Origin of the sequence: Lactobacillus sp. UMNPBX4, from assembly GCF_002554115.1 — a bacterium.
In the GTDB taxonomy this organism is placed as follows: domain Bacteria; phylum Bacillota; class Bacilli; order Lactobacillales; family Lactobacillaceae; genus Lactobacillus; species Lactobacillus gallinarum.
The window spans coordinates 1-24,429 of record NZ_PCZF01000011.1 but is presented as its reverse complement, the minus strand read 5'-3'; the positions used below and the strand labels follow the sequence as shown (position 1 = coordinate 24,429).

The following is a 24,429-nucleotide window of genomic DNA, read 5'->3' as shown; positions in this document are numbered from 1 at the left end:
TTATTTTACCTTAATTATTCGTTAGTTTCAATTAAACCATAACGACCATCGTTTCTGCGGTAAACAACACTAGTACCATTGGTTTCAGCATCTTCAAATACAAAGAAATCATGTTCCAACATGTCCATTTGTAAAATTGCTTCTTCTGGATCCATTGGCTTTAAGCTTACACGCTTGTTACGAACGATATCAAATTCGCTAGGCTTCTTTTCTTCTTGAGGTTGTTCCACAAAGAAATCTTGTAAACCTTTTTCACGACTCTTTCTGTTTACACGAGTCTTGTACTTTCTAATTTGACGTTCAAGTTTCTCTGAAACGAAGTCAATGCTACGATACATATCGTCCGTGGTTTCTTCTGCTCTCAAAACTAAGTATGGTAAAGGAATAGTAACTTCGACCTTAGCAGAGCGGTCACGGTAAACTCTTAAGTTTACGTGTGCGATCACATCTTGATTCAATTCAAAGTATTTTTCCAACTTGTTTAAACGTTTTTCAACATAGCTTCTTAAAGCATCAGTTACTTCGATATTTTCTCCACGAACATTGTACTTTAACATATAAGATTCTCCTTTCACCGCAAAGCGGTTTTTTCTTTACAAATACATTATACCAAAAAATGAAAGCGTTTCATAACAAATCTAACGACAAATTGAAAAGCTTTCAATATGCATCCCTGGAAACCTTGATTTTAAGCAATCTCGTGCATGATAAAGCGTCCGTCCAGTAGTATAAATATCATCTAATAGCAACACTTTCCCTGTCTGTATATTTTCTTTTATTTTTATAGTTTTATCAATAAAAAAGCTTTGGGGCGTTTTTAGCCGCTCCTCTTTGTTTTTCTCACCTTGAGCATGACTACCTTCTTTTTTAGCTAAAAGCGGCGTAAGGGACACAATATCTCCATAAACAGCCGAAATTGTATCGAACTGTCTCTTAACCTGGTGCCCAGGTGAGGTAGGCACAGGAATATAATAATCAAACTCCGTTTTAGATAAATAGTCCCAGCTTAATTCTTGCAATACTTCCCGTAAAACATAATCTCCTCTTCGCTTATACGCCACCATCAAATCATGAAAAGCAGAATTATACCGATATAATGCAGAATTATGCAAAACTTCGCCTTGATATATCTTTTGCCACTTTTTACAATCACTACAAATAATCCCTTGCTCCATCATTTTCGAACATACTGAGCAACGATTTCCCGTCAATTTTTCAAATTGATTCAAACAATGAAAGCAAATCTTAGGCTGCCTAAAATTTTTTAATGAGAAAATTTGGGCAAATTTAATTGGAGGAATAAATTCTTGCTCACATAATAGACATTGTCTCATTTATTCATCCCCTTAATTTGCTTGATACTGCTGCGAATATTTTTAGTGTAACGATGATAGCAATATAGCACTAAACCTGTTTTGTCTTCTTTCGCTCTACCCACTCGTCCCGCAATTTGCACTAAACTTGCGGCAGTATAAATAGGATCATCGGCTGCAACAATAATTACCCAAACATTTTTAAAAGTTACTCCACGTTCCAAAATCGTAGTAGTCAAAAGAATGTCATACTTTCGCTCTCTAAAAGCCGCAACTTTTTCTATTCTTTGAGAATCTTGTGCATGCACTCCAACGATTTTCACGTTATTATCTTTCAACTTCTTTTTTAAAGCTGCCAAATAGATCGGAATTTGTTCAATTCGAGGTACAAAAATTAACAAGGGATGCTCGCTTTTTACTACCTTTTTTACTTCGGCAAGCAAATTAGCGTGAATTTGTCCTTTTTTATTTAAAAACGGCTTAATAAATAATTTCTCCCTTGGTACCGGTAAAAGTCCACCATGAAATCTCCGATTGAGCTTTAAGATTTCAATTTTTCCCTGCTTAACCTCTTCTAATAAGTCTTCTGTCGGCGTGGCTGTTAAATACACGCGCACTCCATCTTTTTTTACGGCATTTTTAGCTGCAAAATGCAATTGATCATTTCCCACATAAGGAAACGAGTCTACTTCATCAATCACTAACAAATCAAAAGCTTCATAAAATTTCAGTAACTGATGCGTAGTACAAATTGTCAATTGATCCAAATTTGGTTCTTGGTATTCTCGCCCGTGATATTTGCCAATCTCAATTTCCGCAAAAGCTGCTTCAAATCGTGGAAATAGTTCATTAACCACGTCGATTCTGGGTGTGGCAATACATGCACGTTTTCCATTCTTCATGCACTCCGCAATTAGCTGAAACAGCATCTCGGTCTTTCCTGCACCAGTTACCGCATGAACTAAGCTGCTTTTCTTTTGTTTAAAATTTAAAACTAAATTATCTGAAATTTTTTGTTGCAACGTAGTCAGCTGCCCATTCCAAGTCATTCCACCATTCGGTAACTTTGAAAATTGGCTCGCATTTTGACAGTGAACCAAAACATCTCCCTCATTTGCTCTTCCTAAACCAATACAAGCACGGCAGTATAATTTGCCACTTGGTAATTTACATTCGACTTTACTGCCACATCGGTTGCACAACCCATTTTCAATTACCGGAACTTTGCTACAATCTTCAAGTGTGCTAGAATCCTTTTGATTAACAATCCATTGACGACCCGATAATAGAGTTAAATCTTCCATATTTTTCACCTCTATTATCTATTACGCAAAAAGAGGCGATTTTTTTGTCAAAAGAAGAAAATTTTTTAACTATTAAAGAAAATGGCGCTGCTGAACTAGTAATCAAAAAGAGTAAATTTATTGCTAACATGGCACGAACCACTACTACAGATGAAGCAAATGAATTCATCCAGGAAATTTCAAAGAAATATCGTGACGCTACCCACAACACATTTGCCTATACTATCGGTTTAAATGATGATCAAGTAAAAGCAAGTGATAACGGTGAACCTTCAGGCACAGCTGGCATCCCCGAATTAAAAGCGCTGCAATTAATGAACTTAAAAAATATCACTGTCGTTGTAACCAGATATTTCGGTGGCATTAAGCTCGGTGCAGGTGGCTTAATTCGGGCTTATTCCAATAGCGTAACCAACGCTGTAGAAAAAATCGGCGTGGTTAAACGTGTCCTGCAACAAGAACTTATTTTCAGCGTGCCTTATAATCGGTTTGATGAAGTTGATCATTACCTTAAGACGAATAAAGTCTTCATAGCTGATACTGAATACGGTGTAGATATCAAAATTCATATTTTTTTAGATATAGATGATCAAGAACAAACAAAAAAAGATTTGACCAACCTTTTGGCTGGTCAAATCAGTTTCACTAATGGTGAAAAACGCTACAACGAACTTCCAGTTGAACAAAATAATTATCATGAACAATAAAGAGTTTGGCTAATAACCAAACTCTTTATTTTGTATTCTTTTTATTTTTTAATTGGTCAGGCTTCTCGTCGCCCAAATGCCAAACTTCAACTGTAGGATCAGTTTTGCTTTTTTGATTAATGATTTTCTGGATAACATGCATTAATGGATGATACTTTTCACCCAACAAGCCGATTGATTCCACAAAATATTCAAGTGCAACCAACAATCCCAGAATTAATAACCATGTTCCCCAAGCCGGAGAAAGCAAGAATAATAATGAGATGAAAGAAAAGACCAAAGACAATGCATAGATCGTTAAAACCGTTTGTCTATGAGTTAATCCCATTCTCATCAATTGGTGGTGCAAGTGGTGTTTATCCGCCTCTGAGATAGGTTTTTTATTTAATTTTCTCCGAATCATGGCATAGACCGTATCGGTGATTGGCACACCTAAAATTATGATCGGTACTAATAAAGAAATAAAAGTTACATTCTTTAAACCTTTCAGTGAAAGAACCGCAATCATAAATCCAATATATAATGCACCTGTATCTCCTAAAAAGATCTTAGCTGGATGGAAATTATATGGTAAAAAACCTAATAAACATGCGGCTAACATAAAACAAGCTATAGGCACATATAGCTGATGCGTGTGTAAAAAGAAATATCCTACGATTCCCATGGTCGTTAGAGAAATCATTGATACCCCATCTGCTAGCCCATCCAGTCCATCAATCAAATTGACTGCATTAGTTAAAGCTAATATCCAAAAAATGGTAATTGGAAAACTCCACCAACCAATATTAACTTCGTGCGTGACAAAAGGAATTTTTAAGACATTCATTCGAATACCTGCCAAGAAATAAATGATCAATGAGGCAATAAAAATGCCGAACATTTTTTGTCTAGGCTTTAATTCAAGAATATCATCTATCAATCCCGTCAACACAATTACACTTGAAGCTAATAAAATCGAAAAGATTTCATGGGTAGGAAATTGCTCTCGTAACAGTACAAATGCACCGATATTAAAAGTAACGAAAATTCCTAATCCCCCGATAGTAGGCATTGGCTTCTTATTAACCCTACGTGCATTAGGATTATCAACAGCTCCCAATACGAAAGCCAAACGCCGAATAAACGGCGTAATAGCCGCCGAGATAATTACCAATAAAAATAATTCAACAATGATTTTAAACATATTTGGCTACTTTCCTTATTTACTCGTTCTAATTATACAAGTAGAGTCGGTTTTGCACAAATAACAAAAAAGGTTTGAAACTTTTAATTTCAAACCTTTTTAAATTTATTTAGCGATCGCTACAACTCGTTTTTCACGGATAACAGTAATTTTAATATTACCAGGATAATCAAGTTCTTTTTCAACCTGATTACGAATATCCCGTGCCAAAATAACTGTACGATCATCTGAAATTTCATCAGGTTCTACCATCACGCGAACCTCACGTCCCGCTTGAATGGCATAAGCCTGCTTGACACCTTGATAGCTCTTAGCTATCTTTTCTAATTCGGTCAAACGCCTGATGTAATTTTCTAGACTCTCACTTCTTGCACCTGGTCGAGCTGAAGAAATCGTATCTGCTGCAACTACAAGTTCAGCAATAAACGATAACTTAGGCACATCACCATGGTGTGCAGCAATCGCGTTAACTACAACATCGGATTCATGATATTTACGGGTCAACTCTACACCAATTTCTACGTGTGAACCTTCAATATCATGATCGATGGCTTTACCAATATCGTGTAATAATCCCGCGCGAACTGCTAATTTTTCATCTAGACCTAATTCGGCAGCCATAGTACCAGCTAATTTACCAACTTCAATTGAGTGTGACAAGACATTTTGCCCATATGAAGTACGATACTTGAGTCGTCCAAGCGTCTTAACGAGTTCTGGATTCATACGGTGAATTCCAAGTTCCATTAAGGCACTTTCACCAGCTTCATAAATATCGTCATTAACTTCTTTACGAGCTTTATCAACCATTTCCTCAATTCTAGCTGGATGAATTCTCCCATCCTTAATCAAACGTTCCATTGCTCTCTTCGCAATTTCACGTCTAATTGGATCGAAGCCACTCAAAGTTACAACCTTTGGTGTATCATCAATAATTAAATCAATACCAGTTAAAGCTTCAAATGAACGAATATTGCGACCTTCACGTCCAATAATACGTCCCTTCATCTCTTCATTTGGTAGATCAACAACAGACACGGTGGTTTCTGCTACAGTATCTGCTGCACTACTCTGAATTGCATCAACTATAATTTGGTTAGCATAATGATCAGCTTTCGCTTTAACTTCTTCATTACTATTTCTAATCAATTCGGCACGTTCTTTAACAAGCTCATCAGATAATTTATTAAGCACAATCTTTTTTGCTTCTTCTTTATCCAACTTAGCTACGTCATAAAGCTTTTGCCGTCTAGCTTCAACTAATTCATCAGCTTCAGTTAATTTTGCCTTTAAGCTAGTATCTTGCTGCTTTAATTGATCTTCCTTTTGAGTGAGTCCAGCTTCTCTTTCATCTAACAAAGAATTTTTGTGATCTAAAGTATCCTCACGTTGCTTTAAACGATTTTCTTGACGAGCTAAATCATCCTTTTTTAAATTTAACTTGTCTTCAGTCTTTTGCTTATAATCACGAATTTGTTCTTGAGCTTCAAGAATTTTTTCTTTCTTAGTATTTTCAGCACTTTGCTTAACAGCTTCTGCTGCTTGCTTTTGTGCATTAACCTCTGCTTCTACCGCAGCTACTTGTGCTCGAGCATCGGCTAAAATATGATCAGCATCATTTTGTGCATTCTGAGCTTTTTGTTCCCAAGAATGTTTACGAATAGCATAGCCAATCACTGTACCCACCAAAATTGAAACAATGGCAGTTGCGACGGGAATCATAATAATTGTATTCATGATTACTATCGCCTTTTTTTAGAATTATTCACACAACTTTTATGATAAAGAACCTGTTGGTCCATGTCAATCCACAAGAAAAAACCTTGGAACATAATTCCAAGGTAAAAATCATTTTTATTTATCATCAGTTGTCTTTTTAGCTTCGGCAGACTTCTCTGCTTGAGCCTCTTCACGCTTTTCCTTTATTTTTTCAGGATCTTCACGATCAGCTACTGACTTCTCATCAATACCATATGCCTGACGAACTTGTTGTTGAATATCTTGATAAATATCTGGATGATCTTCAAGATATTTCTTAGCATTTTCTCGTCCTTGGCCGATACGATCGCTCTTATATGAATACCATGATCCAGCCTTATCAATGATATCCTTGTCAGCAGCCATATCAAGTAATTCTCCACTTTGAGAAATACCTTTACCATACATGATATCTACTTCTGCTACCTTAAATGGTGGGGCAACCTTGTTCTTTACAACTTTAATCTTGACGCGGTTACCAATTACATCACCAGATTGCTTAATCTGTTCTGCTCTTCTTACTTCAAGTCGAATAGTTGAATAAAACTTAAGAGCACGACCACCAGGTGTAGTTTCAGGATTACCGAACATAACCCCAACTTTTTCACGAATCTGATTAATGAAAATTGCAATAGTCTTAGTCTTGGAAATTGTTCCTGATAACTTACGCAAAGCTTGACTCATTAATCTAGCTTGAAGACCAACATGGGCATCCCCCATTTCACCTTCAATTTCTGCACGTGGAACTAAAGCAGCAACAGAGTCGACAACCACAATATCAATAGCACCACTAGAAATTAAAGTATCAGCAATTTGTAGTCCTTCTTCACCAGTATTAGGTTGAGACAAAATAAGTGAATCAATATCTACACCTAAAGCTTCAGCGTATGCTGGATCCATTGCATTTTCAGCATCAATATATGCGGCTGTACCACCACGTTTTTGTACTTCAGCTACTGCATGAAGAGCAACAGTAGTCTTACCAGATGATTCAGGTCCATATACTTCAATAATACGTCCCCGAGGATAGCCACCAACACCAATAGCAGCATCTAAAGCAAGTGAACCTGTTGGAACTGTTGAAATTTGAGTATCGGCCTTCTCACCCATACGCATAACAGCACCTTTACCAAAGTTCTTTTCAATTTTCTTGAGCGCTGCATCTAAAGCAGCCTTTTTTTCATCTTTGGGCATGTTTTCCTCCTAAATTTTTGTACTCAATAATTATACTTTGATCATTATCTACTTTGCAAGCAATATACAAACTAACGTTCAAAGTATTTAGCCTACACTATTAAATACGCAAAAAAAGGTAATTTTTTTTTGAGAAAATAAAAAAGAAGCAATTTTATGCTTCTTTTAATTTATCTTTAATTTCACATGGATCCTTTGAATACGCCCCATGATTGGTGGAAGTAGTCGTAACCTGAGTAAATAGTAAAGATCAATGCAAGGTAAAGTAAAATTGTACCGATATACCAGAAGTTACCGATCAATAAGAAGATGATTGATAACATTTGGCAAGTAGTCTTGATCTTACCAGGCATTTTAGCTGCCAAAACTTGTCCCTTGTTTTCAGCTAAAATCAAGCGCAAACCAGTAACTGCTAATTCACGACAAACGATGATTGCAACAACCCAAGCTGGAGCAAGCTTCAATTCAACTAAGAAAATAAATGCAGTCATAGTCAACATCTTGTCTGCCAAAGGATCAGCAAACTTACCAAAGTTGGTAACCATGTTGCGTGAACGAGCAATATGACCATCAAACCAGTCAGTAGCTGAAGCTACGGCAAAAACAATAGCTGCAATTACCCAGCTCCAAACAACAGTTGAACCAGCGGCTTCAGTATGAGCATCCCCACCGAAAATTATAATTAACATAAATACTGGAATTAAAAAGATTCTAAAAACAGTAAGTTTATTAGGTAAATTCATTCTTCTTATTTTCTCCTAAGCTTTAATTACCATTATTTTCATCACCGCTGCCACCATTATCATTTCCACCGGCATTGTTATTTTGCGTAGTGGTTGTTGATGATTGAGTAGCTGATGATTGTTGTGTTTGACTACTTTGTCTTGTTTGACTGCTTTGAGCAGCTGATGATTGTTGGTGACTAGTTTGAGTGTTGTGTCTAGTAGTAGAGCTGCTCTGAGTTTGATTTTGAGTAGTAGTATTACTGTTATTAGTATTATTATCGCTAGTCGTTCCATTTTGACTAGTATTGTCATCAGTATGATGAGTAGTAGTCTTCTTAGCCTTTCCAATTAACAAAGTAATTGTTCTGTAGCTATTATTAGGTACGTATGGAACCTTCTTGCCACCGATCTTAATCGAACTACCATTATCATTACCCAAGGTAATTACAACTCGTTCAGCGTTTGAAGGTAAAGTAAGGGTATGCTTTTGCTTAGCAATTAAAGTTCCTTGCCAGCTATTTGCATTGCCATTAATTTGTACTCCCGCAGAAGTATTTTGAGTTGAACCTGCCTTAACAACTAAACGACGATTCCTCTTAAGACCAAGGACACGGTATTCATTGTCATTAATCTTTTTAATCTTAACTGTATTTACAGCAACCGGCTTAGTCTTCTTAGAAGATGACGATGATGTCTTCTGTGATGATACAGTTACGCCGCTGTTATCAGTATCATGATGCTGACCACTTGATGAAATACGTGCATACAATACGTATACAACTAAGATTACGATAATTACACCTAATGCGATTGCGATTCTTGGCAAGTAATTCTTCCACAAATTCTTCTTGTTATTTGTGGTTTCACGAACCTCTTCGCTCTTATTATCAATTGAATTCTCTACATATTCATCAGGATCCGCTTCTGGAACATCCTCATGATAGTCACTGAGTAATTCTTTCCCATCTAATCCAACTACTTGAGCGTATTGTCGAATAAATGCCCTAACATAAAAGTCACCAGGAAGCTTATCAAATTCATCCTTTTCAATTGCTGTTAGATATCTACTTTGAATCTTAGTTGCTTTTTCGATATCTTCAATTGAAAGTCCCTTTGCCTCTCTAGCACTCTTTAATTTCTCTCCGATGTCTGCCATATTAACCTCTTCAAAATTAAATTTAACAAATTGAGTATACCATAAAATTTCGTTTACAACTTCTTAGTTATAAAAGCCAGCCTCCAGTAACATAAATTGTTTGACCAGTAAGGTAACTGCTTCGTTCATTCAGCAACACTTTGATCCAATATGAAATATCTTTTCCATCAGCCCAACGACCAACAGGAATCTCTTCTTGAACTTTCTCAATAGTATCTTCTGAAAAAATACTGTTCATATTAGTCTTTACAGCACCTGGTGCAATTACATTAACCGTCAAATTATTTGATGCTACTTCACGTGCATAAGCCTGCGCAAAACGACTTAACCCACCTTTAGTGGCACTATATACCGATTCCAGAGCACTACCGTAGCCTCCATAAACCGAACCTAAGTAAACGATTCGACTAAAACCTTGTTTCATTAGCTGCGGCTCCAGTAATTTAGTTAATTTAATGGGTACAGTCAGATTGATTTTTATTAATCTTGTAATATTATCAAGATCTTCATCCCCTAGAAAGCCGTAATTAGTGACCCCTTGAGCAAAAACTGCTGCATTAACCGGCAATAAATTTTGGACAAATTCACTTAATTGTGCATCATCAACTTCAAAATCTAACTTAATCGGCATAAAATCCTGGTCAGGATATTTAGTAAACAACTTTTGACCTAATTCTTCAGCAGCTTCCTTTTTGGAATTGTAATGCAAATAAAGAGACCAGCCATCTTCAGCCAAATCACGACAAATTGCTTGTCCTATGCCACCTGTAGCACCGAATACAATTGCACGCTTCATTTATTGCTCCTCCTTATCAGAGTTTAAATAAGCCGAGCAAATAGTGCTATCTTTCATCAGCTTTTGACAAATTTGATCGAATTCTTCAAAGCCCATCGTCTGCAACTTTAATAAATTAAGTTGTAAATCTTCATGGTTAAGATTTTCTTCAATCATTTCAATTGCAAAATATGAAAGATTATTCATTGTCCGAATAGTACGGGCCAGCCATTCTTTCTTCTGCAAAACAAAATTCTCTTTAATAAAACGATATTGCTCAGAATTAGGATCTATAGGTTGGGTTAAAACGCGTTTAATCTCCTCAATTATTCTTTGATTATCTGCACTAACTCCAAAAATAGTAGCAAAATCGCCTTGTCTAGTATAGTTAACTGAAATTTGCAAAGGATTAGCCAACAGCTTTTCCTTGCGCATTTTCTCAAACCAAGGACTCATCACGCTTAATTTTGATTCTAACACTATTTCTAGCAGAATTTGAGTCAAATCAGAACTAGATAATACTTTCTTAAAGTTTTTAAATCGAATACCCAATCCAAAAGCTTTTGAATTTCCTTTAGCTTGCAAAACTTGATCTGAAAGCTCACCCACTGGTTGAGAAACCGGAGTCGAAACATCTTTACGATCAGCTAGATACTTAGTTTGCAATTTACCTACTTGACGCAAAATGGTTCGAACTTGATTATCCGAAAAATCACCACAAGCAACAAATTGCATTTTAGTAGGCACATAATTTTCAGTATAAACCTTAGTCAAATTTTGCTTGGTTACCTGATTAATCGATTCTTTAGTCCCAACTACTTCGGTCCCTAAATTGGAATTACCAAACATGCTCGTCATAATGGCATTGTTTACTTTCCACATCGGATCATCCTGGTACATTGCCAATTCTTGCTCAATTATAGGAGCCTCTTTGGCAATATTTTGTTTAGTAAAATATGGCTCGCCTACTAATCTAAACAACAGATCAATCATCTTGGGGGTGTGTTCAATCCCGCTGCAATAAAACATAGTTTCATTGAAGGAGGTAAATGCATTAACATCTGCGCCAATTTCCTCAAATTGTGAAGAAATATCTCCATCTTTTTTAGCAAATAATTTATGTTCCAAAAAGTGGGCAGAACCCGCTACTTTTTGGGGATCACTACTGCCGAAATCAATAATAATACCAAAAAAGCGTTGATAAAAATGGGGCTTCAGGATAATCTCGGCTTTAAAACCAGATTTATATTCTCTTTTAATAATTTTTGGTGTAATCATTTTAAAATATAGCTTTCATTAAAGAATAAATTTTGAACAAAACTGACTAATTGATGAGTTGTGACCTTTTTAATAGCAGTCTCTCGATCAAAATCTAAATAGTCTGAAAATAATTCTCCTCGAAAGGCTTGACCCATTTGCCAATTTTGACTGTCTAAACCAATTTTAGTATTTCTATACAAGGCCTTTTGAGCTTTTTTAAAAAGTTCTTCATCTACATTGCCAGCAGCCAAATTCTCTATTTCATTTAATATCACTCGCTTAGCAGATTCTACTTGATCGGGATCCAATCCAGCATTAATTAAAAACAGAGAATTATTAGCAAAACAGCTAGCCTCGACAGCATAAGCTGCACCTAATTCTTCACGAATTTTACTAAACAACTTAGATGATTGGTCTCCTGCTAAATATTGACTTAAAAGTAAGCCTACAATTTGTTCCTGATAATTAATTGTATGATTAATGCCAAAGCCCATTAACAATTGTGCTTGCGCATTGCCTTGTTCATCAACTTTTTCAATTAAGTTTTTGTTAGCAGGAATAGTTAAGCCAGTGGTTTGGAAATTTTTTATAATACCAGCCTGGGTGAAATAAAATTTAGCTAGTTTAGTCATTAACTGGTGGTCACGTCCCATGCCAATTACGGCTACAGGGACATCACGCAGACTCTCAATGTAACGATTTACCTCATCTACAGTAGCATTTTGTATTTCATCAATTGGTCCCATAAAATTCTCAGCATAATCTGGCTGATCCCGGTACCATAATTTAAAGAATTGATCGATGGCATAATTGGCAGGCTGCTCCATTAACTCGCGATAATCATCTTCTAGTTGTCTTTTCGCATAGGCCAACATCTCCGGAGTACAATCTGGCTTAGTAATAATTTCGCTAATAGTTTGAATTATTTCTTGACATACATACTCTGGATCCAGTACTTCAGTTGGTTCAACAAAATTTGCATAATAAGTCAAAATTATTTCTTTACCAAAAAGCTGAGGCATAATATCCAATTGCAAATCATATAAATCGGCCAATCTTCGAGTCTGCTCCGCAATTTGTGGATATAACATACTGGTGTTTGACTGCAAACGTGATAGCAAGCTTGCAAAAGCTAAATTGTGACTTGTCAGCGGTAAACGCAAAAAACAGCCCAACGCGGCTGTTGTAAATTTCTTATTTTTCCTAATTGTAATATTAGTCATTAGCATTATTTCCATTACCTTCATTCTTTACTGGTGGGACTAATACTTGACGTGGCTTTGAACCTTCAGAAGGTCCCACAATTCCTTTAGCTTCCATCTCATCCACGATTCTTGCAGCCCGATTATAACCGATCCTAAAACGTCTCTGCAACATAGATACGCTTGCTGTTTGCTGACGACGAACCAAATCAACAGCTTGATTATAAAATTCATCTTCCGGTTCATCGTTTCCATTATCAGAAGCCGATGAGTTTTCACCCTTTTTAGGAATCATAGTCTCATCATAGTCAACTTTTTGTTGCTTCTTTACCCAATCGATTACACGTTCAACTTCATCACTCGCAATATAAGCACCTTGAATACGTTCAGGTTTTGAAGCACCAATTGGCATATAAAGCATATCACCACGACCTAGAAGTTTTTCAGCTCCTGTTTGGTCCAAAATAGTTCTAGAATCTACACCACTAGATACAGCAAAAGAAATACGAGATGGAACATTGGCTTTAATTAAACCAGTAATAACATCTACACTTGGACGCTGAGTAGCTAAAATCATATGAATTCCGGCAGCTCGAGCCATTTGTCCTAGTCGAACTATTGCTCCTTCAACATCATGGCCACCAACCATCATCAGGTCACTAAGTTCGTCAACCACTACTAAAATATACGGCAATGGCTTCATTGCAGGCTTAGATTTATCCTGATTATTTTCAGCGACTTTTTGATTATATTCGCCCATGTTGCGAACGCCACCTGCCGCAAATAACTTATAGCGGCGTTCCATTTCTTTAACTACTTTGCGCAATGCATTAGAAGCCAATTTAGCATCTGTTACAACCGGAATTAACAAGTGTGGTACTCCGTTATAAACAGAAAGTTCTACCATTTTAGGATCAATTAAAACTAGCTTTACATCTTCTGGTCTGGCTTTCATCAAAATACTTGCCAAAATAGTGTTGATGGCAACAGACTTACCAGAACCAGTAGACCCAGCTATTAATAAGTGTGGCATTTTTGCCAAATTAGCGGAAATAGTACTTCCAGTAACGTCTTTGCCTAATGGCACATTCATTGGATCCTTTTTTGCCTTTGCATCTTGATGTTCCATTACATCTTTAAAAGATACAACTGAAGTTGCCCGATTAGGCACCTCAATACCAATAAAAGGTTTTCCTGGAATTGGAGCTTCAATTCTAATATCCTTGGCTGCAAGTGCCAAAGCCAAATCGTCAGCCAAATTAACAATACGACTAACTTTTACACCGACGGCAGGTTGAACCTCATACCGAGTAATAGTAGGGCCTAAAATGGCCTTTTTAATAATTACCTTTACACCAAAACTCTTAAAAGTAGATTGTAAAACCTGAGTATTTTTCTTAATTAAATCACGGTCTGTACTCTGATCAGTTGATTTAATTGGATCTAATAAACTCAAAGGAGGCTTTTTATATGACTTGTTAACTATAGTATCTGTTTTTAACTCACCATGATCCACATTGGCTAATTCTTGCACCAATTTTTGATCTTCTTGAGCAAAAGAATGCGATTTAGGTAAATCCTTGCTGTCAGGTTCTTCATGCTGTGGTGCAATTTGGATTTGCGGCTCAGGAGCCGGCTCTGGATCTGGTTCGACCATCACGTCTTCACTTGAAGGTTTAACACTAGTATCTTCCTCATTGTCATCAGAATCAAAATCTGCAACGTCTGGGAAAATATTTTTATCATCGTCATTAGCACGTTTTTGTTTTCTTTTTTCCAATACGTCGCTATATTTGTCCTTCAACTTAACACCAGCGGTTTTATTTTTTTGAATAAATAATTGACTACTGGATTGAAATTTTTCAATAATCGTCCTGAATTTCACATCAAAGAACATCAAGATTCCAATAGGAATTAGTAAGAACGCAAAAATCTTGATCCCAATTTGTCCTAATAGCGGATAGAAAATCTGATAACCTAGCGAACCAATCAGGCCGCCACCAACACTTTCTGTAACAGCGGCACGACCAAATTCTGCAGTCATCGCATGCCAGAATGAATTCAAGAAATTACTATTTACTAATTCATGCTCGTAATACAAGCTACTTTGAATCAATAAAATACCAATGAATGCTAAAGAAAGCCCAATTGTACGTTTAACTGACAAATGAACTGGCTGGTTATAAATCAAATTTACCAGCCCAAAAAGGGCTAATAAACTAGCAGCTAATAGATACGAATCACCAAAAAACAAGCGAATCAAATTAGCAATCTGTTTACCTAAAATACCAAATCTAACAAAGGCAAAAACAGCTAGCAAAATAAATACTAGCCCCAAAATACTCCAATTTAAATTTTGTTTTTTAGTTGTTTTCTTTTTAGAATATGTCTTTTTTGTCTTTCTTTTTTTCCTTTTTACAGGCATGTACTCACCCTAATTAGTGATTAAAAATTGGCTTTAAAGTTCAAGTTAACCGGTTGGTCAAAAGTTACTTGAGTTACTTCATACGTTAAAGTCTCAATATATTCAACCAATGGTCGACTTAAAAGTTGCCAATCTGCGCTACTGATATCAGAACCATCACCATGATAATCTTTCAATTGAACAACCTGATGAATAGTTCCACTTACTCTAAATTCACTTGGTGCAGGAACTACATCATAGAACACAGCTACATCATAATAGCTGCCATTTTCTTCTGAATGCTCATCATCTTGACTTACATCCAATTTTTGAATGCCAGTTCTAACATCGCTCTTTGGTTCTGTATCTTCATCAACTAAATCATAGTGAAATGCTTGTACAGTTACTGGTGTTTTTCTCTCAAAATCCATTATTCTTCACTTCCTAAATTACGTTCATATCTTTCTGGACGATCATAATCATCCTTCAATTTATCATTTTCATAATGGTGTGCAGTTTCCATATTTGGAAATCCTTGTTGACGCAATGCTTCAAGCAAGACCATTGCTACAGAATTCGACAAATTATAGCAACGAATATTATCTGACATTGGAATTCTTAAATTTCTGTCATAATATTCACGCATAAAAGTTTCAGGTAACCCTGTAGTTTCCTTACCAAAAACAAAATAATAATTTTTATTTGGGTCGGTGTAATCTACATCTACATAATTCTTTGATGAAAACTTAGAAATTAAATACATTTCGTCATTAGGCCCTAAAGTCTTTAAAAAAGCATTCAGATCATCATGACGACGTACATCAACTTTGTCCCAATAATCGAGCCCTGCTCGTTTCATTTTTTTATTATCAATTTGAAACCCCAAAGGTTCAATCAACTCTAAAACTGTATTGGTACCTGCACAGGTACGTGCAATATTACCAGTATTAGCTGGCATTAACGGCTCATATAAAACTACGTGATTTGTCATTTCAAAAACTCCTTAAACTAAAAAAGCGCAGCTTTTAAACCACGCTTTAATTTATTTAGCATTATTTGCTTTTGTATCTGCATCTCCCGTGGTCGAAGAAACAGCATCTGTTTCACTAAAAATTTCAGATTCTCTTCGATAATAATTGTACACGCGAGACACGATAATCTTCAAGACTGCATAGATCGGAATACCAAAAATTACACCCCATAGTCCCCAAACGGAACTAGCACCGATTAAAAGTAAAATAGTAGTTACGGGATGCATTTCCATTTTATTCCCCATAACTAAAGGACTTAAAATTCTAGTTTCAATTGCTTGTTCAATTAAAAAGACCACTAAAACCTTAATTAACATTGATCCTGAAGTCATAATTGCAATTACGAATACCGGAATAAGAGCCAATGGTGTCCCAAAATATGGAATCAAATTCATAAAACCGGCTAGGATAGCTAAAGCTAATCCATATGGTAGGCCAATTATTATGTAGCCAATTACAAACATGACGCCTACCCAAAAAGCAACTGTTATTTGACCACGAATATATGAAGCCAATGCATAGTTGATATCATACAACAGCTGACTAAAACTAGGTTGCCAATGCTCCGGTGCAAATTTCGTAATGTAAGGACGCAATTGATGCCCATCTTTGAGCATAAAGAATAAGATAAACGGTGCAGTAAGCAGAGTCATCACAATCATTGTAATAATACTTACCGCAGATGATATATTGCCTAAAGTAGCGTTGATAGTACTTTGCCCTGATTTAAACAAAGTTTTTTGCGTATTGTCTATCATGCCTTGTAAGCTACCTTTTACCTCATGCAAACGAGGATCACGCAAAGCATTCTGCGTTGCATTAACAGCATCGTTCCAAATATGAGGCCAGTTTTTAATCAGCGAATTAATCTGATTCTGGGCAATAGGAACCAGGATATTGATAATCCAGATTAAAGCTATTAAAACAAACAGAAACAAGACAAGAATTGTAGCAACTCTAGGTACTTTAAACTTCTTTTCAAACCAATCTACTACTGGATTCATTACATAATATTGAATAACCGCTAAAAGTAATGGCGGCAAAATCGCACTAAAAAATACCCAAGCAGGATTTAATACAAAAGAAATTTTTTTAAAAATCCAGATAATTAAAAAGAACAATAAGATGTTTAATAAAACAATACTAAACCGATTATCTAAAAACCATTTTTTAAATAAGGTTTCTTTTTTACTTTTTTGTTTATAATCCATCTACCTGTCCTAGTATTTAAATGTGTTCGTAAACAATATCATCATCCACTTTAAAGGTTGGAAGTGGTTGAGCAACATCTGGATCAAAATATACCGCATTTGCTAAAGGTGCTTTAGAAATTGGGCGGTTAAAGAATAAAGTAGCGTGACCCAAAGCCTTCATATTACTTTCAACCATTGGACCTACATAATTAGCTACATAAGTTTGACCATCTACAGTAATCGTATCACCCTTTTTAAAGACAAAGCCATTAACTGGAGTTTCATCACTAAATTTTTGAATAACTGAAACATCTTCTAAGTCTTTGTTGGCACCCTCGCCGAACAAAATTACCATGCCATCTTTATTATCGATAGCTTTTTTACCAATTTTTTTAATAGTTGAAATCCATTTCATAATCTTATATCTCCTTAAAAATAATTTTAGCATAAGAATAGCAGCTTAAAAACTTAAGCAGCCCAAATTATTAGATATTTTTGTGATGATACATCAACCATTTTCTTAGTTCATCTAATAATACTAAAGGAATTGGTAACAAGAATAGGAATAGCCAATCACTAGCAGTCAAGATAGTTGTATTGAACACCTGCTGAATGCCTGGTGTAATAGTCAAGATAACGAATAGAATGATTTCAAAAATAATGCCGTACCAAATATTTTTATTCTCAAATAATCCCTTTTTAAAAACAGAAACTGTATTAGTTCTACAATTTAATACATTTGCCACCTGAGTGAAGACAATTGCACCTAAAGCCATAGTTGTAGCTCGCATATAAATTGAGCCATTAGCAGCCAAAGCTACGTTAGGCCAACCATTTTGATAGTTCACAAAGAAATAGGCAGCTGTAGAAATAATACTTGATAAAAGACCATACCAGCAAAAGGCTTTAATAATAACACCCTTGTTCAATAAATGTTCTGATCTTTTACGTGGTGGTTGCTTCATAACATCTTGATCGGCAGCTTCCGCACCTAATCCTAAGGCTGGAAGCATATCGGTACCTAGATCAACCGTTAAAATTTGCATAACTGTCATAGGAAGTGGAATTAATCCAGCCGAGAAAAGAAATAGCACTGACGGAATAGCTTCGGGTACATTAGAAGTCAAAATATATGTTAAGAACTTGCGGATATTGCTATAAACTGCACGTCCTTCTTCAATGGCAGCTACAATCGAGGCGAAGTTATCATCGGTCAAAATCATATTGGCTGCATCTTTAGCCACGTCAGTACCAGTCATTCCCATTGCAATTCCAATATCGGCTTGCTTTAAAGCCGGAGCATCATTAACTCCATCACCGGTGGAAGCTACAACTTCACCGTTAGCCTGACAATTCTTTACAATGCGGTATTTTTGTTCTGGAGCAACTCTGGCAAAGATTACCTCATCTTTTAATGCATGACGCAATTCTTCATCGCTCATTTGATCTAATTCATTACCGGAAATTACACGTGCTTGATCAGAAGTTAAACCAATTTGAACAGCCACTGACTTAGCAGTTAATTTTGAATCCCCAGTTACCATGATTATTCTAATTTTGGCCTGATGACAACGTTTAACTGCATCATAAATTTCTGGACGTGGTGGATCGCTCATTGTTGCTAAACCCACAAAGATCAAATAATTTTCCGCATCCGCAATACTTATTTTATTAATATCGACACCATGATCGATTATTTTATAAGCGAGGACCATACTGCGCAATCCGCGAGAAGCATAATCAGCGTTTGCCTTTTTAGCGCGAAGACGATCTGCTTCAGTCATCGGACGAATTTTACCATCAACCTGGATTTGATCACATTGCTTAATCGTGTCGCTATAAGAACCTTTAGTGAGAACAATATAATGCGTATCATCCCAACGATGAACAGTTGACATTCTTTTACGATCAGAATCAAATGGCAATTCCCGCAAACAAGGATATTTTACTAAAACTTTTTGTTTATCAAATCCAGCTTTTTCTGCCATCACAATCAAGGAAGCTTCGGTTGGTGTACCTAAAATCTTAGGCTTTCCACCCTTTTTATTAGGTTGAACCGAAGTATCATTATCCAAAGCTGCAATTTGAACTAATTTACGTAAATCAGGATTTTCCTCATACCATAATTGTTTTGTATTTAGCTCAATCTGACCATTATTAACATAGCCATTACCAGTAACGTGATATTCATGAGCTGGTGTCCAAAGGTAGTGAATTGTCATTTGATTCTGCGTCAACGTACCGGTTTTATCTGAGCAAATAACTGTCGTTTCACCTAAAGTTTCAACAGAATTCAATTCTTTCACTAACGCATGCTTTTTAGCCATCCGCTTAACACCTTGAGCTAGACTTAAAGTTACCGTTGGCAATAATCCTTCTGGAATAAAAGCAACAATCATCCCCAAAGCAAAGATAAAAGCCTTAGCTAAAGGATACTTTACGAAGAAGATAGCTGCGATAAAAAATATAAGTCCAATCGTAATAGCAATAATCGAAATTTGCTTAGTCAATCGATTAAGCTCTGCCGTGAGAGGACTGCTTGTCTTCGTTTGTTTTTGCGTCAAGCTTGCAATTCGACCGAATTCTGTATTCATACCCGTCGCAAAAGCAATTGTTCTAGCAGTGCCAGCTCCCACAGTTGTGCCTGAGTAGACCAAATTGCTTTCAGCATAACTACCTTCACCAGGATCATACTTTGTGGTTTTAGACTCTGGAACAGATTCACCATTCAAAGCACTTTGATCTACTTGCATTGAACTGGCGGAAATAATTCTTGCATCGGCTGGGATTGAGTTACCAGCTTGTAAAACAAAAACATCCCCCGGCACTAGCTCTTTACTATTTATTTGCTTTTTCTTGCCATTTCTAATCACTTCTACATAGCTGGGCAACATATTGTTTAAGGTATCCGTTGCCCGCTTGGCGGCTCGCTCCTGCCAAAAACTAAATAAGCCATTGATAATATTAACCAACCAAATGGCAATTCCTAATTCTAACGTTCCGGAAACTATTGCAATTAACCCTGATATCCAAAGCAAAATTGCCATCATACTAGAAAAGTTTTTTAAAAACGTTTTCCATTCTGATTCAGCTGCGGCTTTTTTAATAGAATAGTATTAGTACCATATTTTTTAAGTCGCTTAGCGGCTTCCTCATCTGATAATCCAGAAGAAGAAGATTGCAAATTTGTAAAAACTTGTTGAACCTCATTCTGGGCATATAATTTACGGATTTTATTTTCATCCATCCTATACGCACCTTCTCATTTTTACAATTATTATTTTTCCCTTATATTTCCTACTCTAGCACTTTTCACGAGAACAAGTCACAATCTGATTCATTATTTTCCATGCTATACTTATCTCAGTTAATACTTTTTCTAAAAAATCGGAGGCATTATATGAAAGTTTTAATCGGTGGCTATACTAAGAAGACCTCTAAAGGTATTTATGAATTGCCTTTTACTGGTGAAGATAATGGAGCTAAGTTAGGCAAGGCTGAAAATATTATTAGTGTAGGTGGCCCTACTTATTTCCAAAAAGATGGCGATTTAATTTTTACTATTAACAACGCAGGTGACGAAGGTGGTATCAGCGTCTTTAAATTAGGTGAACATGGTTCAAGTGAAGTCGATCGCTATTTAACACCTGGCGCTTCACCAGCATATGTTGGTATTGATCGCGAGCAAAAGCTTATCTATACCGCAAATTACCACACCGCCGTTTTATCTGTATTCCACTACAATAAAAGCGGCAAGTTAGAATTACTCGATCAAGTCACTCACAAGGCCGAAACATTGGGCCCACGTTCAGAACAAGTCGATGGCCCTCACCCACACTTCTTCGATGAAACACCCGCAGGTAATTTAGTTAGCTGCGATTTAGGTAATGACACTGTCGACTTCTACCGGTTAGAAAACGGCAAGTTACATCACCTAGCTCAATATAAAAATGAAGCTGGTTTTGGAACTCGCCACATCGTCTTTTCAAAAGATGGTAACTACTTCTACGTTGTTGGTGAATTATCTAGCAAAATCAACGTAGTTAAATTTAATGAAGACACTTGGGACTTCGAAAATATCGCTACATACAAGACCATTCCAGAAGATTTTACTGAACACAATGGTGCCGCAGCACTTTACATTAGTAAAGATGGTAAATATGTTTATAACTCCAACAGAGGCCACAATTCTATCACCGTCTTTAAGATTAATGATGACCACACCCTAAGCTTAGTTCAGCGCATTTCTACATTTGGTGATTTCCCTCGTGACTTCAACTGGGATGCCGATCAAAAATACGTAGTAGCTGCAAATCAAAATACAGATAACGCTACCTTGTATATCAGAAATGGCGGTAATGGAACTTTAACTCCAATTCAAACAGAAATTCCTGTTCCTGAAGGCACTCGCGTACTTTTCACCAAATAACCCATAATGAAAAATAACCATGACATGCTAGTCATGGCTTTTTCATTTCATAAATTTAAAGTAAAATAGACATAAGTAGAACTGAATTAATAAGAAGGTGACCAAGTGAAACAAAAGATTATTCGTATCATACTATTTATTCTAGGTGGAATTTTAGGATTATTGCTTTTATATAAATTATATTTAAGCTATCTACCAGAATTAAAATTACTAGTTCATTTTGATCACCATAATGAAGAATTGTTAATTAAAATGGTTCGTAGCCACGGGATCGAAGATTTAGCTTTTCTTTTTATTTTAAATGCCATTTGTGTGGCAATTCCCGGCTTATCTAATGGTATCTTCTGTGTTTTGAATGGAATCTTGTATGGTCCAGCATTTGGCTTTATTGTTAACTGGATTAGTGATATTTTAGGACAAATCATCTTGATGCAGTTTTTGCACAAACTATATGACATTAAACATATGTCTAATAGTAAGATCTACAAATTGTTAACTACACAAAAATATCCGATGGTCGCTCTAACTATTGGCTATCTCATCCCATTTATTCCAAGTGCAACCGTTAGCTATGTCAATATTTTGATTAATAAAAATGATTTCAAAAAGCAATTGATTCCGATTGTGATCGGGGTAAGTCCATTTGCTTATCTTTATGCTTATGGTGGCGACTCAATTTTGCATCTTGACACCAGCAGAATTATTAAGGCAGCAGTCATGATTGTGGCCGTTGCCCTAATAGCTGCAGCGATTTTATTTATTATGAAGCGCGTTAAGAAGCATACAAAAAAAGCTTGATAAAAATCAAGCTTTTTTCTTTTTGCATTAAAACTACATCAAGTTAGCTTCTTTTAACAATTCTTCTACCCAAGTCTTCTTAATCTTGCGCATCCCTGTCTTAAGAGCTAATTTTTCAGGGAGTGGCATGTCTTGATCAGCCAGCTTCCTCTTGTCTGACATGTAGTACATTGCCCGCAAGAGTTGACGAATATCGTAAATTGAATCAAATACTTCAGGAACACCACGGTCAACATTCAAAAGCGTATAAACAGCTTCCATAGCCGTTCTGACTGAATATTCAGTAGTAAATACGGTATCTCTTGTTGGCGACTCCGCAAAGTTACCAATAAAGGCGATGTTGACAGAACCATCTGGTACAACGGCTGGACGGTCACCGCTATGTCTTGGCATGAAGTAACTAGTAATGTATGGCATGTAAACAGGAACAGTATTCATGTTTTCTTCACTAGCTAATTCACTAATTTGACTTTCTGGAACACCTAAGTGATACAAAAGTTCCTCGGCAATTTCCTTACCGCTGCAGTCAACCACTCTCTTCTTAATGTAATTACCTTCAGTGTCTGAATAAAGTGCATAAATCCAAACTACAATTTCATCTGGATTTTGACTCTTGAAGTGTGGTTGACGGTGAATAGTAAAGCTAAGCTCCCAGTTAGAATCGACAATCGTGATAATACCACCAGTATTAACTTTGCCATCATAAAGACTACGTTTAGTCAAACGTTCAAAGTATGGAGCTAATTTCTTATTCTTCAAAGTAGTAGTTGCGGAAACAAACCAGCTACGTTCTGGTAAGTTTTCACAGAAGACATCTGGGTGACCAAAGTCTGGATCTTGCTTTGCCAAATTTTCCCATAACTTCCAGGAACTACCTTTAGCATGTGTAATTGGAGCTGGGGTATTTTGATCACCGTAAGTTGAACTCTCAGTAATTGAACCATTAGTAATAAATACGATGTCATTTGGAGTCAATGGAACTTCTGTTTCCTTGCCATTTTGAGTCATAATGATCTTCTTAGCAATCTTTTGCTTGCCATCATGATCAACTTCTACATTTTGAACGTGACAATCATATTCAAATTTAACACCATGATCTTTTAAGTATGCCAAGAGTGGTTTTACCATTGATTCATATTGGTTATACTTGTTAAATTTCAAAGCGGTAAAGTCTGGCAAACCATCAATGTGGTGAATAAAGCGCATTGCATAACGGCGCATTTCGGCTACTGAGTGCCATTTTTCGAAAGCAAACATTGTTGACCAGTATGACCAGAAGTTAGTCTTAAAGAAGTCATCGCTAAAGAATTCCTCAATAGTTTCTCCTTCAAGTTTCTTTTCTGGTGTCATGATTAATTTAACAATTTCATTAGTACATTTGCCTAAACCGTATTGACCATCACTTGGAAGACGATCACCACGGTTATAAATCAAACGGCAATTTGAGGAGTTAGGGTCTTCTTTATCAAGCCAATAATACTCATCAAGATAAGAAGCACCTGGAATTTCCAAACTTGGAATTGAGCGATACATATCCCATAAACATTCAAAGTGATTCTCCATTTCACGTCCACCACGGACAACGAAGCCAGCGTTTGGACGTTTAGCACCGTCAAGTGAACCACCAGCTACTGGCAATTCTTCCAAGATATGAATATTCTCACCTTTCATTTGAGCATCACGAACCAAGAAGACAGCTGCAGAAAGGCCAGCTAGACCGCTACCGATAATATAAGCAGACTTATTGTCTACGCCTTCAGGCTTTTTAGGATCTGCAAAAGCTTCATAATTACCATTGGAATAATACATAAAGGTATCCTCTTTTCTGTATAAGTATAGTTTTATATTGCACTTATCATTCTAAAGAATGCGCTTTCTTTATGCAAGTATTTTAATAGTTTATCCTAATGATTTTAAAAATTTTTATTAATTAACTAATTTTCGTAAATTGCAATAATAAATTGAACACTTACGCTGTTTGATAGATTTTATCTAAT

General features: G+C 36.2%; 20 protein-coding genes and 1 pseudogene. 3 read left to right on the top strand and 18 right to left on the bottom strand.

What is annotated here, in order from left to right:
* Window positions 1-14: 14 nt before the first annotated feature.
* From hpf to CP355_RS03485, 3 genes are all read right to left on the bottom strand, one after another.
* Complete coding sequence (gene hpf / locus CP355_RS03495) at window positions 15-557, bottom strand: ribosome hibernation-promoting factor, HPF/YfiA family (protein ID WP_098043904.1); 543 nt, start codon at window positions 555-557, stop codon at window positions 15-17.
* Window positions 558-638: 81 nt separating this feature from the next.
* A complete protein-coding gene (locus tag CP355_RS03490) occupies window positions 639-1,334 on the bottom strand; it encodes a ComF family protein (RefSeq protein ID WP_025005161.1) in 696 nt (231 codons plus the stop codon).
* Window positions 1,331-2,617, bottom strand: a complete 1,287-nt coding sequence (locus CP355_RS03485; RefSeq protein WP_098043903.1) for a DEAD/DEAH box helicase — start codon at window positions 2,615-2,617, stop codon at window positions 1,331-1,333. The genes CP355_RS03490 and CP355_RS03485 overlap by 4 nt, the downstream gene beginning before the upstream one ends.
* Before the next feature lie 44 nt (window positions 2,618-2,661).
* Here CP355_RS03485 and CP355_RS03480 point away from each other — a divergent pair, with 44 nt between their 5' ends.
* Window positions 2,662-3,324, top strand: coding sequence for a YigZ family protein (locus CP355_RS03480; protein WP_056945512.1), 663 nt, complete (start codon window positions 2,662-2,664; stop codon window positions 3,322-3,324).
* A gap of 25 nt (window positions 3,325-3,349) precedes the next feature.
* Here the strand turns inward: CP355_RS03480 and CP355_RS03475 are convergent, their stop codons facing one another.
* The 14 genes and pseudogenes from CP355_RS03475 to CP355_RS03410 all read right to left on the bottom strand — a co-directional run bounded on the left by CP355_RS03475 (window position 3,350) and on the right by CP355_RS03410 (window position 20,452).
* Entirely contained in the window at window positions 3,350-4,507 is a 1,158-nt protein-coding gene (locus tag CP355_RS03475) for a glycosyltransferase family 4 protein (RefSeq protein ID WP_056945578.1), read from the bottom strand.
* Between the two features lie 105 nt (window positions 4,508-4,612).
* Window positions 4,613-6,244 (bottom strand): ribonuclease Y, encoded by a 1,632-nt coding sequence (gene rny, locus CP355_RS03470; protein WP_025005500.1) that lies wholly within the window; start codon window positions 6,242-6,244, stop codon window positions 4,613-4,615.
* A 117-nt stretch (window positions 6,245-6,361) separates the two neighbouring features.
* Window positions 6,362-7,459, bottom strand: coding sequence for a recombinase RecA (recA, locus tag CP355_RS03465; protein ID WP_025005499.1), 1,098 nt, complete (start codon window positions 7,457-7,459; stop codon window positions 6,362-6,364).
* Window positions 7,460-7,641: 182 nt separating this feature from the next.
* Window positions 7,642-8,202, bottom strand: a complete 561-nt coding sequence (gene pgsA / locus CP355_RS03460) for a CDP-diacylglycerol--glycerol-3-phosphate 3-phosphatidyltransferase (RefSeq protein ID WP_025005498.1) — start codon at window positions 8,200-8,202, stop codon at window positions 7,642-7,644.
* 22 nt (window positions 8,203-8,224) lie between these two features.
* On the bottom strand, window positions 8,225-9,340 hold the full coding sequence (locus CP355_RS03455) for a RodZ family helix-turn-helix domain-containing protein (RefSeq protein WP_098043902.1): 1,116 nt from the start codon (window positions 9,338-9,340) through the stop codon (window positions 8,225-8,227).
* A 67-nt stretch (window positions 9,341-9,407) separates the two neighbouring features.
* Window positions 9,408-10,136 (bottom strand): elongation factor P 5-aminopentanone reductase, encoded by a 729-nt coding sequence (gene ymfI / locus CP355_RS03450; protein ID WP_087363027.1) that lies wholly within the window; start codon window positions 10,134-10,136, stop codon window positions 9,408-9,410.
* Entirely contained in the window at window positions 10,137-11,393 is a 1,257-nt protein-coding gene (locus CP355_RS03445) for a pitrilysin family protein (protein ID WP_098043901.1), read from the bottom strand.
* Window positions 11,390-12,604 carry a pitrilysin family protein gene (locus tag CP355_RS03440; protein WP_025005495.1) on the bottom strand — a complete coding sequence of 405 codons (1,215 nt, stop codon included), beginning with the start codon at window positions 12,602-12,604 and terminating at the stop codon, window positions 11,390-11,392. Before CP355_RS03440 ends, CP355_RS03445 begins: the two co-directional genes overlap by 4 nt.
* Entirely contained in the window at window positions 12,591-15,002 is a 2,412-nt protein-coding gene (locus CP355_RS03435) for a DNA translocase FtsK (protein ID WP_098043900.1), read from the bottom strand. The genes CP355_RS03440 and CP355_RS03435 overlap by 14 nt, the downstream gene beginning before the upstream one ends.
* A 20-nt stretch (window positions 15,003-15,022) precedes the next feature.
* Window positions 15,023-15,412: a DUF1149 family protein gene (locus tag CP355_RS03430; protein WP_098043899.1), complete on the bottom strand. Its 390-nt coding sequence runs from the start codon at window positions 15,410-15,412 to the stop codon at window positions 15,023-15,025.
* Window positions 15,412-15,972 (bottom strand): tRNA (cytidine(34)-2'-O)-methyltransferase, encoded by a 561-nt coding sequence (locus tag CP355_RS03425; protein ID WP_098043898.1) that lies wholly within the window; start codon window positions 15,970-15,972, stop codon window positions 15,412-15,414. Before CP355_RS03425 ends, CP355_RS03430 begins: the two co-directional genes overlap by 1 nt.
* Window positions 15,973-16,023: 51 nt before the next feature.
* On the bottom strand, window positions 16,024-17,223 hold the full coding sequence (locus CP355_RS03420) for an AI-2E family transporter (protein WP_087175633.1): 1,200 nt from the start codon (window positions 17,221-17,223) through the stop codon (window positions 16,024-16,026).
* 16 nt (window positions 17,224-17,239) lie between these two features.
* Window positions 17,240-17,620, bottom strand: a complete 381-nt coding sequence (locus tag CP355_RS03415; protein WP_098043897.1) for a PTS glucitol/sorbitol transporter subunit IIA — start codon at window positions 17,618-17,620, stop codon at window positions 17,240-17,242.
* Window positions 17,621-17,690: 70 nt separating this feature from the next.
* Window positions 17,691-20,452 (bottom strand): annotated as a pseudogene (locus tag CP355_RS03410) (cation-translocating P-type ATPase).
* A 153-nt stretch (window positions 20,453-20,605) separates the two neighbouring features.
* On the opposite strand from CP355_RS03410, the gene CP355_RS03405 reads away from it, so the two are divergent.
* Together CP355_RS03405 and CP355_RS03400 are read left to right on the top strand one after the other, a co-directional pair.
* Window positions 20,606-21,634 (top strand): lactonase family protein, encoded by a 1,029-nt coding sequence (locus CP355_RS03405; RefSeq protein WP_098043896.1) that lies wholly within the window; start codon window positions 20,606-20,608, stop codon window positions 21,632-21,634.
* A gap of 105 nt (window positions 21,635-21,739) precedes the next feature.
* Window positions 21,740-22,432, top strand: a complete 693-nt coding sequence (locus CP355_RS03400; RefSeq protein WP_025005488.1) for a TVP38/TMEM64 family protein — start codon at window positions 21,740-21,742, stop codon at window positions 22,430-22,432.
* A 33-nt stretch (window positions 22,433-22,465) separates the two neighbouring features.
* Here CP355_RS03400 and CP355_RS03395 read toward each other — a convergent pair whose 3' ends face one another.
* Entirely contained in the window at window positions 22,466-24,241 is a 1,776-nt protein-coding gene (locus tag CP355_RS03395; protein ID WP_098036853.1) for an oleate hydratase, read from the bottom strand.
* Window positions 24,242-24,429: the final 188 nt, after the last annotated feature.